The organism is Streptomyces sp. NPDC005141, assembly GCF_053599975.1.
Genome location: NZ_JBSFYW010000085.1, coordinates 14166 through 28634 on the forward strand (window position 1 = coordinate 14166; position 14469 = coordinate 28634).

A 14469-nucleotide genomic window follows, 5' to 3' on the forward strand; every position below is an offset into this window, starting at 1 on the left:
GTCCTCCCGACCGCCGGCCGAGCAGCGAGGCGCACCGTGGCCGGGCCGCCTTGCCCGGCACGCGCTCTTCCGCAACCAGTGGCGTCATCCTAACGTTGCGTCATGAATAGGGTGCGGGTGGACCGTTCGAATCCCGACGTGGTCGACGTGGTGCTTCGCGAGGGAGTCGGGCCGCTCGCGTTCGCTGTCAAGCGTTGGCCCGGGGAAGTGTTCGGGTCGCTCATGGCCGGCGCTGTCTACGGCAGCCCGGTCTACGCAGTCATGGCGCTGATTTTCGAGCTGGGGCCCGGCCGGATCTGGGCTGCGGTCGGGATCGCCGCCGGGCTGGGACTCGTCGTCAACACGTTCGTGATCTTGTACGGGGCCTTCCGGGACGTGAACCGGTTGCGGTTCTCCCCCGCCGTCGCCCCGGACACCCTGACCGTGGTCCGGGGCTCCCGCACGGACCGGCCCAGACCGCTCACCGACGTACGGCAGATCTGGATCGACCACTCCATCATGGAGTCGTACGAGAGGGACCGGAAGCCCGTTTCCGCCAAGATCACCCTGTACGTGCTGCTGAAGAACGGCCACCTGATCCGGCCCATGTCACTGCCCCAGTGGACGACCGACACCACGACCCTGCACCAGGAGCTGCAACAGGTACTCGCCCCCGTCCCCGTCCAGGTCGACCTGGTCGTCCACCGCCGCGTGCAATCCCCTCCCTGGATGGGGGTAAGCAGCGGCGGCTCGACCGGCGGCGGAGGCTGATGAGATCCGGCTGGTCGACTCTGTCCACGGGAGCGCGATGCCGGGTGGCAGTGACCGCGCACCTCGACGTCCGCGTCCCTGGCCCTCGTGCTCCGCCTCCGGCAGGCTCATGCCCCCGCCCGCTCGGGGAGGCTCGACGCCGCTCGTGCCCGTGCAACCCCGCCTCTTGCGCCTGTACCGAGCCTCGTGGCCGAACCAAAAGCGGGGTGAGGCGTCCGCGTCTAACTGCTTCTCAGGTCGTGGCATGACGAGTGCCCCACGCTTCAGTCCTGGTACTCCCCGACCCAGGAGTGAAGACCGCCCCCGCAGGCTCGAGAACCCGGCAGGCCGGCGCGGAGATGACCTCCCTGCTGCTGACGGGGCAGGCCACGGCGGCGCCGGGTCGCTGACGCCGCGCCCGCTCAGGTGCCGCCACCACGGCCCGCACCACCGCGACGCTGGCTCTGGTCCAGTTTGCAACCGAAGCGGGCTATTCGCGCGGGATGCGTGACCACTCGAGCAAAGCACGAATCGGCAGGTCTTGCTCCTTCTCGAACTCCAATGCCTCTGCCACGAGAGCCACGCAGGCGTTCGTTCGACTCGACTGCAAGAACTGAATCTGCGCAGCGTCAGCCTGCACGACGGCACTGTGAGTGACAGCTGCCGCCTGAGCGTTGCCTCCCCTGGCCTGTGCCCATGCGCCTGCCCAGCCGAGAAGCGATCCAACGAGTCCGGTCACAGCAGGGACCCACAGCTCCTCACCCATGAGGGCAGTGTGGACGATCCCGCATTTCCCTGGAGGCGAGTCCCCGAAATTTCGCAACTACGGCGAGCGCCGCTGTCCCTGATCTTGGACTTCCAACACGCCCGCGTCGGTGTTCCCGCCATTGCCGTGCCTCGGCGGCCGAGGAGGCTGGGGCCAAGGTCAGGCTTTAGGTTCCCCGTCCCACGGAATCACGGCCACTAGGTAGTCGCCCATCGCGTTGAGACCAGGCAGGCCCGGCGCGCGCAGCAGGCCCAAAGCTGCCGCCAACAGGAAACCCCACAGCAGGACCTTGCTGCCGCGATGGCTTGTCCCCGCGAAGGCAGATGCTCCGCGATACAGCGCAATGATTAACAAAACGGTCAACGCGCAGTACACCCGCAGTTTCCAGTCAGCGGGTGGAGTCTCGGCCAGGCATGCCGCGCCGAAGGCATTGGCCGCGACTGCGACCACGATTGGCAGCACGCCCACCAGAGCGAGGAAAGGCAGCCGGACGAGGAGATACAGGCACTGTTCGGCTACGGATCCCGCGCCGCGTGCGAGGTTGTGCAGGGTGGAGGGCATCCTGCGCACAACGGGTGTGGCGACGTACCACACGATCACGGCCAGTGCCGCCGTGCGCTGGCTCAGGAGCAGCGCGGCATCCCTTACTGCCCAGGGCTTCTCCTCAGTGGACGGGCCGTGGCTTGCGGCGAGGGCCATTGCCTCACGTGCGGCGACGAGGCGCAGCGCGCCGGGCACATCCGCCGACCGAGCTAGTGCAGTGAGGTGATTCTGCGCCCCTCGGTGCTTCAGTACCTCCATGAGGCGGCGGCGCTCGGACTCCGTCTGCGATCTGTCGACAACCACGTCGCAGACCATGTCGTACCACCACAATGGCGCCTCGCTGCTGCCAGAGGGCATGTGCTTGCCGCCGGGCCGCTCTGGTGCCAGTTGTTTCACGAGAGCGAGGCGATCCTTGGCACTCAGGGACGTCAGGAGTGACCTCAATGCCAGCTGGATCTCGGTCTGGCGGAGAGACGTAGGCGGCAGCAGCTGCGCCGCAGCGCGTCGGTCCATGACACGCGCCCTAGGGTTGACCAGCACCGGCAGCAGGATGTCCGTGACATGCCCGTCGGCCTTGTTGGGCACCATTCCCAAGGCCCTCAGACGCACTGAGGTATTTGCCGTCGGGTCCATGGCCGCGGTGTAGTAGGCTCGCGCGCGCCGATCGTGGTCCCCGAGTTGCTCAGCGGCGGCCATCAGCACCTCTGCGGGCAGCCCATTGTCGTCGGCCAGGACGGCAAGCAGTTCGGCGGCTCGGACAGCCTCGCCGGAGTCGCTTCTCAGCTTGCCCAGGAGCCGCAGGGCATCGAGTCTGTCACCGAATTGAAGATCCTCGCGCACCATGTCCGCCAGTGGCTCCGCGACGCCAGGGGCCCCGGAATCGACCAGCTGCTGGGCCGCTGCCAGGCGCGCCGGGAAAGGCTCGCCCTTGTCCAGCATGCGCGCCATCAGTGCCTCGATGCCTCCAGGCAGTCCCAGCCTGTCCAGCGCGCGGGCGGCGTCAACCCACGTCCCCCGATTGGCCGTCGGGTCCCTCGCCAGCCGTAGCAGTGCGTCCGCGCCGCCGGGATCAGCGCGGCGTACGAGTTCCTCGGCCGCCCCGACGCACTCGGGTCCGGTGGCGTCCGCGGCCAGCATGCGCAGGGTGGCCATACCGCGAATATCGCCGAGGTCGGCCAGTCCGCACGCGGCCTGCAGCCGCACGCCGGCCCGGTCCGCCGACACCCTGGCCGCTGCGGCGAGGATCTCGGCGCCGCGTGGATCCCCGATCCGGGCCAAGGCGACTGCGGCACCGTGGTCCCCGTTGCGAGCGGCGGAGTGCAGAGCGGACGTGGCCGACTTCCGTACGGCATCGTCGATCTCCGCGCCGTCGTCGACGAGCGTGGAAATGAACATCGCCCCGGCCTGGCGCTTGGCGACCAGGCGCAGGGCCTGGTGCAGCCCACGCTGGCCTTCGTGTTCCCATGCGTCGATGAGGAAGCGGGCGACCGAGGTCGCCGCCGGCTCTGAGACCCTGCTCAGGCGCAGAGCCCACGCCGGCAACCGGGGGTCGCAGCCGAAGAACCGGCGGAATTCCTTCTGGCTGAGGCGGTCATTGTTCGCGATCCGTGAGGCAACGAGGTACTCGGCGAAGGTCTGGTGGATGAAGACGAAGTCCTTACGCCGTTGAACGAGCAGTCCGCAGTCTCGGAGGAACTCCGGAAGGGCGAGGGCGAGCAGGTCGGCCCAGATTCGCTCCTTCATGGCCTTCGGGCACGCGCACGCCTCGGCCAGGAGCTGCACGGCAGAACCGCTCCGGCCCTCGTGCCTGGCGAAGGCAAGGTGTCCGATCAAGTCGTCCAGTTTCGCGCGGACTGCTTGCAGTGCGTTGACGCCTTCGGGGCCGTGGCTGCGGAGCGCGGCGTCACGAACCTGCGGCGACAGCACCTTTCTCCGGCTCCAGCTCTGCCCGTTCAGGATCTCTTCGACGAACTGCCGGTAGACGGCGGTGCGTCCGCGGGGCAGGGGCTTGTTCTGGTCCGCTGCGAACAACTGGCAAAGCATGGCGGCCATCAACGGAGTCCTGGCTGGTTCCGACATTCCGGAGGAGTTGAGCCGGTCCATGAAACGTGGCACCGCGCCGGCTGCATCCTCCAGTCCCAGCGCCATGAACCATCCGCCGGCGAAGTCGGGCAGCTGTGCGGGATCCAGGGGCAGCAGGTCGAACAGGACCATGTCACCGGGGAGTTCGCTGGCGGGCAAGGGACGGGTTGCCACCAAGAACCGGAAGTGATCGCCCACCGAGGGCATCTCGCGCAGGTCGGCGATCTTCTGCAACACCCTCGACCGGTCGCGGGGACCTCCGGCCTCGTCCAGTCCGTCGACGAGGACCAGCCAGCGGGCTCCCGGTACGGGAGCACGGTCGAACCAGTGAGTGGGCCATCCGGTCACGGACGGGGCGGAAAGCTCACCTTTCCCGGCCTGGGCGATGATGGCCAGAGCCCCCTTGTCCGCCAGGAATTCCCGTGCCTCCACTCGGACCGGGACCACGCCTGGCCGGCGACGCTCCTCACTCCAGTCGCGAGCCAGACTCCAGCGGTGGGCCAGTTCGGTGACCGCGTGGCGCAGCAGGCTCGACTTTCCCGCGCCCGGCGCCCCCACCAGTACGACATCCTTGCCGAGTTCGAAAAGTTCCTCGGCCCGGATCCGCTCGGATGCCGAGCGACTCGCGTGCAGCTTCTGACTCTCCTCCGCGCCCTGTACTGCACTGCCGGATTGTCCGTCCTTCTCCTTCTCGTCGTTGGTCTCCTCTGCTGGGGCGTCCCGGCCAGCGAATTGGCGGACATACACGATCGACAGAGACGACGGAGGTTCGCCCTCGATCACCGGATAGGGATGAGCTCTGTCGGCCACGTCCGCCGCGGCATTGAGGTAGGCGAGAAGCTTCGGCGTCGGGGAGCGCCAGCCAGCGGCCTCCAGCTGGCTGTCCGTCAGCGTCCGCGGCCACGCGCCGTACAGAGCCGCCTGCTCCGCCCCTTCCGGGCACCGCGCCAGGATCTCCGCCACCGGCACCAAGTGCACGCTTCCGTACCTGTCGGAGGTGCTCAGCATGCCGCACACCGCTCCTGTACGGGTGTTGATGACGGCGCTGCCGCTGCAACCCTCCGTCGCAAGCCCTGCGGCACGCGGAAGCCACGGCGCGTCCGGCCGGTCGCTACGCAGGTCGGTGCCCTGGTAACGGAGGGTCGCGGACTGGCCGGGATGGAAGTTCCCAACCGGATGACCGAAGGTCCACAGGCCGTCACCGATCTCCGCCACCTGTGAGGTGAGGACCGGTTGCAGTGCTTCGCCGGGCGCCCTGGGCGTGTCCGTGATCCGCAGCAGAACCAGGTCGAGCCCGCTGTCCCGGTCCCGGACGTACGACTCGCGCAGAGGTTCCAGGGTGACCTCCAGCCCGAGCGCGACCACTTGGCCGGGCACCACGGCCGGCAGCGAGGCCACAGTATCGGCGACGACGTGCGCGCAGGTCACGACCAGTCCGGGGGCGATCACGAACCCAGTGCCGACAGCGCCGGATGGTGGGGCGAGTCGCAGGGTCGCCCCTTTGAGTAGTCCTTCCCAGCCGGTCAGAACACCCCGGCCTACTGCTCCGGCGGCTTCTCCCATTCCAGCTCCACGGTGAAGGCCGACGACGTACGTGCCTTGCCGACCACGGCGACTACGGACCCCGATTCGAGGGCGAACTCGCAGCCGAACTGCACCCTGACGCGCGTGGCATCGCTCTGCCGCAGTCGCGTCACCACCGCGCGTGCCGTGCTAGCAAGTCCTTCCAGAGCCTCGTCCAGACGTCGCTGGACACGGCCAGAGATCTCCCGCTCCTCGCCGGGCATGCCGTCCAGCTCCCGAACGGCCATGTAGATCCTTTGGCCGTCCACCTCCAGGGGAACCAGATGCTCCTCGCCGCGAGCCGGCCGCCCGGCGTGCATGGTCTCCTCCACAGCACCCCTTTACTCGGTAGCTGAACTAGCACGCAGAGTAATGCCAACTGGCGTGGAAATGCAGCCATTTGGAAGGTCTGGTCGGCGTACCACGAAGGCGGTCGTCCGGGGGCGTATCGCGGGCGGCGTACGAGGCTCGCAACGGTGTTCCGCGGAGTGCCAGACGCGCGGGTCGGTGCGACCGAAGGAGGCCAGTGCCGCATCGTCAAATTTACGCAGTACGACCACCGCTCGCGCGCTGAGCGGCCCGGGTACTCCCGGATCAAGGTCGTGAAGACGGAGCGAGACGGCTGCGGACGCGCGCCACGGCCCTCCACAGGGAGCAAAACAGCGCCAGCGGGCCCCGGAGACGCAGGCCGGACACGCTGACTCCCGGTGTCACTTTGCTTGGGGCGCCACTTCGGACCATCGGCCATCAAGCGGTGAAGGGCGGCGCATGACCGGGGGTGAGGTCGTCGCGCAGGTGAACGTAGCTGACGGGTCCGTGGAGACCGCAGCCCCAGGCCGGTCTGGCTGTGGTGGTCGGCCACCGCCGGCTACTGCTGGGGACGTGGACCGGTTCTGGCAGGCATTCCCTGCGCAGATTCGATCTTGAGCCAATACCGTTAGCTTAAGAGGCTGGTGGGATGAGTGTCGGGGTGCGGGGTGGGGCTGGAGTTCCGTGGTGCTCGGGCTTCTTGATGAGGTAGCGGGAGATGATCCGCTTGATGGTTCTCGGGTTGGAGCGCGGTCGCCTCGGTGGGTTGATGTTGGCCAGCAGCTCGCCGAGGACGAGGGCGTGGTCAGGTTGAGGGGGGAAAGTCCGCCGGCGGCATCATGGTGATGCGGCGGGCGGCGCGCAGGCAGGTCGTGAACGAGAGGCGGTCGGGGTCGAGGCTCTCGGCGTTGGCGCGGGCGGCCTGGAGCATGTGGACGCGCAGTGCGTAGTGCACGAGGAGGTGGCCCCAGAGTTGTTGGCGCACCCCGTCGGGTGTCTTGCTGGCCAGGACTTCTCCGGCTCCGATCTGCTGTGCCTTGAGTTCTTTGAACGTCGCCTCGATTTCCCAGCGTTCGGTGTAGAGAGCGGCGAGCTCACTGCCGGGATACCGCTCGTGATCGGTCAGCGTTGTCAGGAGGGTGTACTCCTCGCCGTCCGTTTCGAGCTGGTAGCGCAGGGCGCGTACCTGGATGCCGTGCTCATGCCGTCGGTCGGTGTACCCGTAGAGGGTGGTCAGCCATGAACCGTCCGGTAGAAGCCGGTCGGGGATCAGGCTGTAGCGCTTGGTCGCCAGCCGCATCAGCAATTCGGCACCCGAGGCCGACCAGACCCGCCACAGGTCGACTCCTGGATAGCCCCGGTCGGCCAGGACCAGCATTCCCGGACGCATCGAGCGGGCCAGGTCCTTGGCCGCGGTGGTCTCGTGCATGCCGTACTCGGTGATCGTCGCATCCACGACGACATGGGTGCCGCACTCCACGAGCCCCACGATCCTGGCCTGCGGGAAAGCGGCCCGCTTGTAGGGTTGTTTCCCGGCTTTGGGTCGTCCGCCGTGCCGGCCGAACGCCTCGTCGTTGGCCGGAGTATCAGCGATGTCGACGCAGGTGCCGTCCACCGCCATCATCCGCAAGCCCCGCCAGAACGCCCACGTGTCCGACGGCTCGGCCAGCGGCACCACGGAGCGGGCGAATAACTCCTGAAACGGCTCCCAGCCCAAGCGTCGGCGCGCCAGGAAGATCGAGGACTTGGCCGGCTCCCGCCACGCCCCCATCAGGCCGACCTGACGAAGCCCGAAGGTCATCTTCCGCATGACCTCCAGGTATGGGTCTGGGGAGAACAGTGCCATCCCGAGCACAAAGTACAAGACCAGCCGGGACGGCAACAGCCTCGATCGCTGCTCGGACCGCCCGCATGTCGAGATCGCCAGGTCCACCTCCGCTGCGGGAAACACTCGCGCCAACACCCCGACACTCACGACTTCGCGAGCCCCCGACACCACACTCTCCCCACACCTGACGATCCATCACGCCGATACCAAGCGCAGCTTAAACTAACGGTATTGGATCTTGAGCACATCTTTAGGATGTTCAAGCAGACGTTGGGGTGGACCGCTCCCGAACTCGCGAGCCAGCCGCCGCAGACCGCTGGACCTGGCTCGTCATTGCCGCCCACACCCAACTCCGCCTTACCCGACCCCTCGCAGAAGGCCTCCGCAAGCCCTGGGAACGGCCCGCACGCCAAGGGCGCCTCACACTCGCGCGTGTCCGTCGAAGATTTCGCCGCCTCCACGGGAAAACTCCTCAGCCGGCCAGCGCACCGAAACCGAGCACAGCAGGCCCCGGCCGGCCAACCGGCATGAAGAACAAGCACCGTGCACGCGAGCACCCTGCCGAGAAACAGGACAAATCAAACCTCGCGGCAGCCATCACAAGCAGCAAGGCTAAATAATCGCCAAGCTTAGGCGACGACCTCGTACGTCAGGGTGTAGTCGGCGTCGTCCTCGACGAACTTGTATTCAAGTTCTCCTTGGTCCAGATGCATTCTCCCGGCGTAGAACCGGCCCAGGAGATCGTCATCGTCAGGTGAGTCGGAGTCGAACAACTCGACACGGGCACGGACGCTGAACGTAGTGACCGGAACGGCAGACAGATCCACGGATTCCGTGTTGTTCAGGCCGGGTGACTCGGCGCCCCAGACCTGAACCCCGTTGACCAGGAGTCGCTGCTCGTCCTCGCCTGTGTTGTCTTCGGTTTTCGAGCAGAAGAGCGAAATGAGTCGAAGCCTCATCTCCACCTCCAACTGTCGGGCGATTAGGTTAGGTCGACCGTACTCATGGCCCTGGCGAGCAGACAACGGAGCACGGACAATCCAATAGAATGCGCCCCCTGTGTGGGTGAAAGCATGGCCGGGCGGACTGGAAATCTTGTCTGAAGTGACGATTCCCCGGTGGTTCCGAATTCAATGGATTTCGATAGCCCACACCTGGGCCATGCCCCAGACGTACCCGCGGCTTTCCGCTAGCTACTCCTCCACGGTGGTCGCCTTGACTGCGGGCCGGACCTGACGCAGTGAGAAGAGCGCCACACCTGACGGCGTTCCAGAAACCCCTCACGCCTGACTCGATGAAGGACGTACGGCCGCACGATGAGGGTCGGCCCACCACCCCGCCTCCACACACTGCTTGGAGCCGACGCCTGGTCCCGGCAGTGGGGGCGGCCGCGAAAAGGTGCCCGGGCGCGCATGGCTCCGCCTGCAGCGGACGCGACTACCAGTTTCGGGGCCAGTCGCCGTTGCGGGTTCGGCGGTGCCAGGACGTACAGGGTGCGTTCCACCGCGTCCATGACTGTCTGGTTGGCCACTGCGATCAGTTTTGGCGTGCTCCAGCGGGGGGCGTCGAGGTCTCCCCGAGATGCGGAGGGTGGTGACAGTGGGTCGGATGGGACTCATGAGAGGAACATCGAGACCCTGGCCGACCCGACGGGGCGCCCGCGGTTGCTGCCCCAGTACTTCGGTGTCCTGCCGAAGTACCGCAGCGTCGGATACGGCCGGGACTTGTGGCGCGCGGCTATGCACTGGGGGCACCAGCACAACGCCGCGTACCAGCTCCTTCAGACCCAGGTGAGTGGAGCGGCCGACCGCCCGTGTGTGGCCGAGGGACTGACGTCCCTGGGGTTCGTGAACCAGAAGGACGCGTAACACGAGGAGGCCGGAGGCCGGGACCTTCGTGCTGACGCATCGATCAGCGCGATCGACAGACAGGGACCAACCTCGGCGAAACGAAGACCGCTCCGGAGCCCGCGCCCACCCTGGCGCCTCCCGCCAGCACGGGAACGCATGCCGCCGAAGAGGTACCCGGTCCAAAGGTGAACGCGTCCATCGACGGGCAGCAACCACCCGTGAGCGACGACAACGCCCTCACGGTGGTCGACCGGTACTACCTCGCGTGGATGAACTACCAGAACGTGCACGGCCAGGAGCCCACGGACAAGCAACTGTCCATAAGCCTCGCCAGCGCAGGCGCGATCAGCCGCGGCGGCAACCCCGTCAGCCCGTCCACGCTGCGCCGCTACTTCCTGCCCTTCCGCATGTACCACGCCTGGGCCGACCACCGGACAAGGACGGACAGTCCCTCTACCGAGAGCGTGGCCAAGGACTGCGCCGATCGGGGAATCACCGCCCAATACAACAGACCCATTACCGCCGAGGACATAGCCAAGCAGACCGACGACTTCGAACGCCGCTGGCGCGCCATCACCGCTCGTGCCGGCGAAATGTAGTCCAGTCTGGTAGAGGGACAGGCGGGCGTCTCGGGGTCGCTCCGCCGTTCAACAAAGTGGCCCGTACGCCCGTGCCTGCCGCCCCAGAGGACAACGGCAGGTGGGCCCGAACCTCGCCCCCGGTCGGCCTCGAATGCCGTTGCGGACGGGGCTGGAATTTGGTGGGGGTCGCTGTCCGGTGGGTCGCCTGGACGGCCAGGGTGTCCCCGCGAGCTCGCCCACGAGGAGTTCCGGGGGGCGGAAAGGCAGCGGGGGAACATCCTTGCCGGGCGCGCCTGTGTCCCCGGCCGCGGCGTTGGCGTGCACCTCGGCAGAGGGATTCCGACGGCCAAGGCCTCTGCCTACTCCAGTACCGCAGCAACGCACTCGACGGCTGCCTCACCGGCACCGGACGTCGCCCCGCCCCGCCATGACGATGTCCGCTGCCATGCAACTCAGTCGTCGTGTCATCGAATGCAGTCGAGGTCTTCTTGGACCTGAGCGTGCCAGGATGCCGAGGACACGACCGCGCGCACGTCGAATGGGCAGGAGCAAGCCATGATCAGCGGTGCACATGTCATCCTCTACAGCCAGGACGCCGAGGCGGACCGCGCCTTCCTCCGTGACGTCCTCGACTTTCCCGGCGTCGACGCGGGCGGCGGCTGGCTCATCTTCAAGCTGCCCCCGGCCGAGGTGGCCGTGCACCCGACCGACGGCCCGCCCCAGCACGAGTTCTTCCTGATGTGCGACGATCTTGATGCCCAGCTCGTCGAGTTCCGCGCGCAGGGCGTCGAGATCACCCGCCCGGTCAGCGAACAGCGCTGGGGCAAACTGACTGCGATCCGGCTCCCCAGCGGCGCCGAACTGCCGCTGTACGAACCGCTGCACCCCATCGCCCACAGCCTGTGACCCCAGCACTTGGCTCAGCGTCACGAATCTCAGGGTGGCCGCGGAGCGTCGGTGGCGCCACCACAGCGAGTCCCTCCGCATCGGAAATCGCGTTCGTAGCGGTTCGTAACACTGCGGCCAAGTGCCCGACGCTGGGACGTTGTGTCGTCGAACTTGGTCGCAGAAGGTCAAGGCGCCACAACCAACTAACTTCGATGGCCGCAGACAGACGACATCACGCGTTCAGGGTCAGTAATGCTGTTAGTCAGACCTGCTGATCAGCCGGAACACCGCCACCACCACAACAGCGGTGGGCACGTTCTGGATGGACAGGCTGGTCAAGGACCTCCCTGTGGGCGTTGACCGACTACGGCAGGACCGCATTCTCGAAGAAGCCCTCGCCAACGGCGCCGACCCCCTCCACCTCGCACACGTCTTCTCCCTCGGCGCCAAGGCCAGCCTCCGCTACACCAGCGCAGTGGGCCCCTCGGATGCAGAGCAGGCACCAAACACTCCCAGGTGAGAACCCCTGGAAGCTACTCAAGGTCATGGAACGCGAGGTCACAGAGGCCGGCGCATTTTGGGAGGGGGCTGACGCCCAGCCGCTCTCCACCGCAGCGGCGGTGAGCGGCGAGTCGGGGCCCGCACGCCCGCCGAGGTTGTCGCGTCACTCATGGTCAACTGGCAGACTGCGAAGTGCATTTGACGACTGAGCAGCAGTGATGCGGGAGAAATACGGGGTATGGGCGGGATGGATCTGGCCGGAGTGGTGCTCGGTGGCCGGTACAAGTTGCGGCGGTTGATCGGCCGCGGCGGTATGGGGGAGGTCTGGCACGGCGAGGACATATCCGTCTTGCAACGAGAGGTCGCGGTCAAGGTCCTGCCCGCCGTCTCCGGCACAACGTCAGTACGGCGCTTCGACAGGGAAGCGGCGATGCTTGCCAGGCTCCAGCATCCGGGGATCACCGTGGTGCACGACGCCGGCCGCCACGACGGCTACCTCTACATCGTCATGGAACTCCTCCAAGGCCAGGACCTGGCCCGGGTCATGGCCGACCATCCCGATGGCCTACCCGTCGAGCGTGTGCTGGACTTCTTCCACCAGATCGCCGACGCCCTCGCCACGGCTCACCGCGATGGTGTCGTGCACCGCGATCTGAAGCCGGCCAACCTGTTTGTGCAACCGGGCGACCGGATCAAGATCTGCGACTTCGGTATCGCCCGCAGCGCCGACGCCTCCGACGCACTGACCACCAGGGGCGTGGTCCTGGGCACCCCTCTCTATATGTCGCCCGAGCAGTACCAGGGACGACCTGTGGAAGCGCCCTCCGACATCTACGCCCTCGGCGCCGTCCTATTCCAACTCCTCACCGGGCACACCCCGTTCCCCGCCGACCAAGCGCCTTACGCCCTCATACGCCAGCACGTCGAGGACTCCCCTCCCCTCCTGGGCGCGATACTGCCGGACATGCCCCAGGAACTGGCGGAACTGGTGTCGCAAATGTTGGCCAAGGACCCCAACGACCGGCCCGACGCGACCACCCTGGCCCGTGCCCTGGCCCGTGCCCTGGCCGACCTCACGGCCGACTCCACGACACGTTCGGAGGAATCCGGGGAGCGGGAACCCCAGCAGACCGCAAGACTGACTCTGCCTCTGTCAGCCGACGGCGACGACGAGGCCCCACGGCAGAACAGCAGGCTACTGCCCGCCCGCTGGACGCGCAGCCGCACTTTCCTGATCGGAACCCCTGTACTCAGCGCGATTGTCCTAGTCCTGGGCATCGCAGTCCTACGCAATGACGCCGACCCGAAACCCCCTGACTGGAGTGTTCGCACCGATGGCGCCTTGGAGGTGGCGTTCAGCCCCGACGGCAGCATGCTGGCCGCCGGTGGCGGCGGTGCCCCGATCCTCCGGTGGGACCCAGGGACCGGCGAGCGCATCGGCGGACCCCTCAGACAGGTCGGCAACGTGTACAACGTGGCGTTCAGCCCCGACGGCACCATGCTGGCGGCCTCGACGCTGCAGTACAACGGCACCGTGCGGCTGTGGAATCCGAAGACCGGTGAGCTGATCAGCGAGTGCCACGACGCCGAAGTCGTCGCGGTGGCGTTCCACCCGAAGAGCACCATGCTGGCCACCGTGAACCAAGCCACTGAAAAGGTGACCCTGTGGGATCCGAAGACCGGAGACCAGATCAGAGTCATCAGCGAAGGCGACACCACCAAAGAAGGCGACGACGTTTCGTCCCTGGCGTTCAGTCCGGACGGCACCACGCTGGCCACCGGGGACGACGAAGGTGCAGTGCGGCTGTGGAACCCGAACACCGGTGAGCAGATCGGTGAACCCCTCCAGCACGACGATGACATCACTGACGTGGAGTTCAGCCGGGACGGCACCACGCTGGCCACCGCGAGCGCGGATGGCACCGTGCGGCTTTGGGATTCGAAAACCAAAGGGGAGATCGGTGACCCCGTCACCGCCCACAGCAAGTCCGTGTCCGACCTGGCCTTCAGTCCGGGCGGCGACATGCTGGCCACCGCGAGCGTGGATGACACGGTGCGGCTGTGGAACCCGAAGACCGGTAAGCAGATCGGTGAACCCCTCCAGCACAACGGCGACGTCACGCATGTCGCGTTCAGTCCGGACGGCACCACGCTGACCACGGCAAGTGACGGTGACACGGTGGCACTGTGGCAGCTACCACGGAAACCCACCACCTGAGCACCGTGCGGATCCGCCTTCGCCGACAGCGGCTCCAGAACCGCTTGGCGTTGAGGCCGCGTCGGCCCTGCCCGCAGCCGCGCCTACCTGTCAGCGACACCGCGTCCTGCGCACACTTCTCAGGCCGAGCACGGACGCCGAACGACTTGGCCGCAGCATCAGCCTCATCAAGAACTCGATCAAGGAATCGGGGCTGCTCAGCGAATGGCTCGGGGGGCACTTCGTCGCCATCGACGTCCCTCCCGGCACCGACATGAGCCCGGTCTTCGCCCTGCTGCAACGGGAAGTCGACGAGGCCGGCGCCTTCTGGGAATGGGCCGACGCCATGCCGTTCTCAGCCACGCGGAGCTGACCGCGCCGCGGCTGGTCCCAGCGCAAGCCAATTCCCGGGGCCACTTCAGGACGTCGGGAAGCTACAGAACTTTCACCAACTGGGGCCGCTCGAAGCCAACATGCCGGGTCCACTGAACGACGTCACAGCCACCTAAGCCACTCCTACAGACCGCTTGACGGTCTATAGGAGTCGACCGTTCACCTGCGGTGACGCCCCGCGGGCGTGAAAATCGGTACAGGGGCTGTCCGCCGACGCCGCTTGATGTTTGGGCCGTGAG

General features: G+C 66.9%; 9 protein-coding genes and 2 pseudogenes. 6 read left to right on the forward strand and 5 right to left on the reverse strand.

Annotated features, from left to right (window positions below):
- The first annotated feature begins 102 nt into the window (after positions 1–102).
- A complete protein-coding gene (locus tag ACWD68_RS37990) occupies positions 103–750 on the forward strand; it encodes a hypothetical protein (protein ID WP_451811025.1) in 648 nt (215 codons plus the stop codon).
- Positions 751–1219: 469 nt separating this feature from the next.
- On the opposite strand, the gene ACWD68_RS37995 is transcribed toward ACWD68_RS37990, so the two are convergent.
- From ACWD68_RS37995 to ACWD68_RS38010, 4 genes are all read right to left on the reverse strand, one after another.
- On the reverse strand, positions 1220–1495 hold the full coding sequence (locus ACWD68_RS37995) for a hypothetical protein (protein WP_451811026.1): 276 nt from the start codon (positions 1493–1495) through the stop codon (positions 1220–1222).
- A 159-nt stretch (positions 1496–1654) separates the two neighbouring features.
- The gene (locus ACWD68_RS38000; RefSeq protein WP_451811027.1) at positions 1655–5569 is read right to left on the reverse strand and encodes a trypsin-like peptidase domain-containing protein; all 3915 of its coding nucleotides are present in this window, start codon (positions 5567–5569) and stop codon (positions 1655–1657) included.
- Between the two features lie 89 nt (positions 5570–5658).
- Positions 5659–6003: a CU044_2847 family protein gene (locus tag ACWD68_RS38005; RefSeq protein WP_451811028.1), complete on the reverse strand. Its 345-nt coding sequence runs from the start codon at positions 6001–6003 to the stop codon at positions 5659–5661.
- Between the two features lie 794 nt (positions 6004–6797).
- The gene (locus ACWD68_RS38010; protein WP_451811029.1) at positions 6798–7991 is read right to left on the reverse strand and encodes an IS4 family transposase; all 1194 of its coding nucleotides are present in this window, start codon (positions 7989–7991) and stop codon (positions 6798–6800) included.
- Positions 7992–8033: 42 nt separating this feature from the next.
- Here ACWD68_RS38010 and ACWD68_RS38015 point away from each other — a divergent pair.
- Positions 8034–8440: pseudogene (locus ACWD68_RS38015) on the forward strand (NF041680 family putative transposase); the annotation flags it as partial.
- Positions 8441–8449: 9 nt separating this feature from the next.
- On the opposite strand, the gene ACWD68_RS38020 reads toward ACWD68_RS38015, so the two are convergent.
- Entirely contained in the window at positions 8450–8779 is a 330-nt protein-coding gene (locus ACWD68_RS38020; protein ID WP_451811030.1) for a hypothetical protein, read from the reverse strand.
- 669 nt (positions 8780–9448) lie between these two features.
- Here ACWD68_RS38020 and ACWD68_RS38025 point away from each other — a divergent pair.
- From ACWD68_RS38025 to ACWD68_RS38040, 4 genes and pseudogenes are all read left to right on the forward strand, one after another.
- Positions 9449–9688 (forward strand): annotated as a pseudogene (locus tag ACWD68_RS38025) (GNAT family N-acetyltransferase); the annotation flags it as partial.
- Between the two features lie 200 nt (positions 9689–9888).
- A complete protein-coding gene (locus ACWD68_RS38030; RefSeq protein ID WP_451811031.1) occupies positions 9889–10269 on the forward strand; it encodes a hypothetical protein in 381 nt (126 codons plus the stop codon).
- Between the two features lie 537 nt (positions 10270–10806).
- Positions 10807–11157, forward strand: coding sequence for a VOC family protein (locus ACWD68_RS38035; protein ID WP_451811032.1), 351 nt, complete (start codon positions 10807–10809; stop codon positions 11155–11157).
- A 730-nt stretch (positions 11158–11887) separates the two neighbouring features.
- On the forward strand, positions 11888–13858 hold the full coding sequence (locus tag ACWD68_RS38040) for a WD40 repeat domain-containing serine/threonine protein kinase (RefSeq protein ID WP_451811033.1): 1971 nt from the start codon (positions 11888–11890) through the stop codon (positions 13856–13858).
- Positions 13859–14469: the final 611 nt, after the last annotated feature.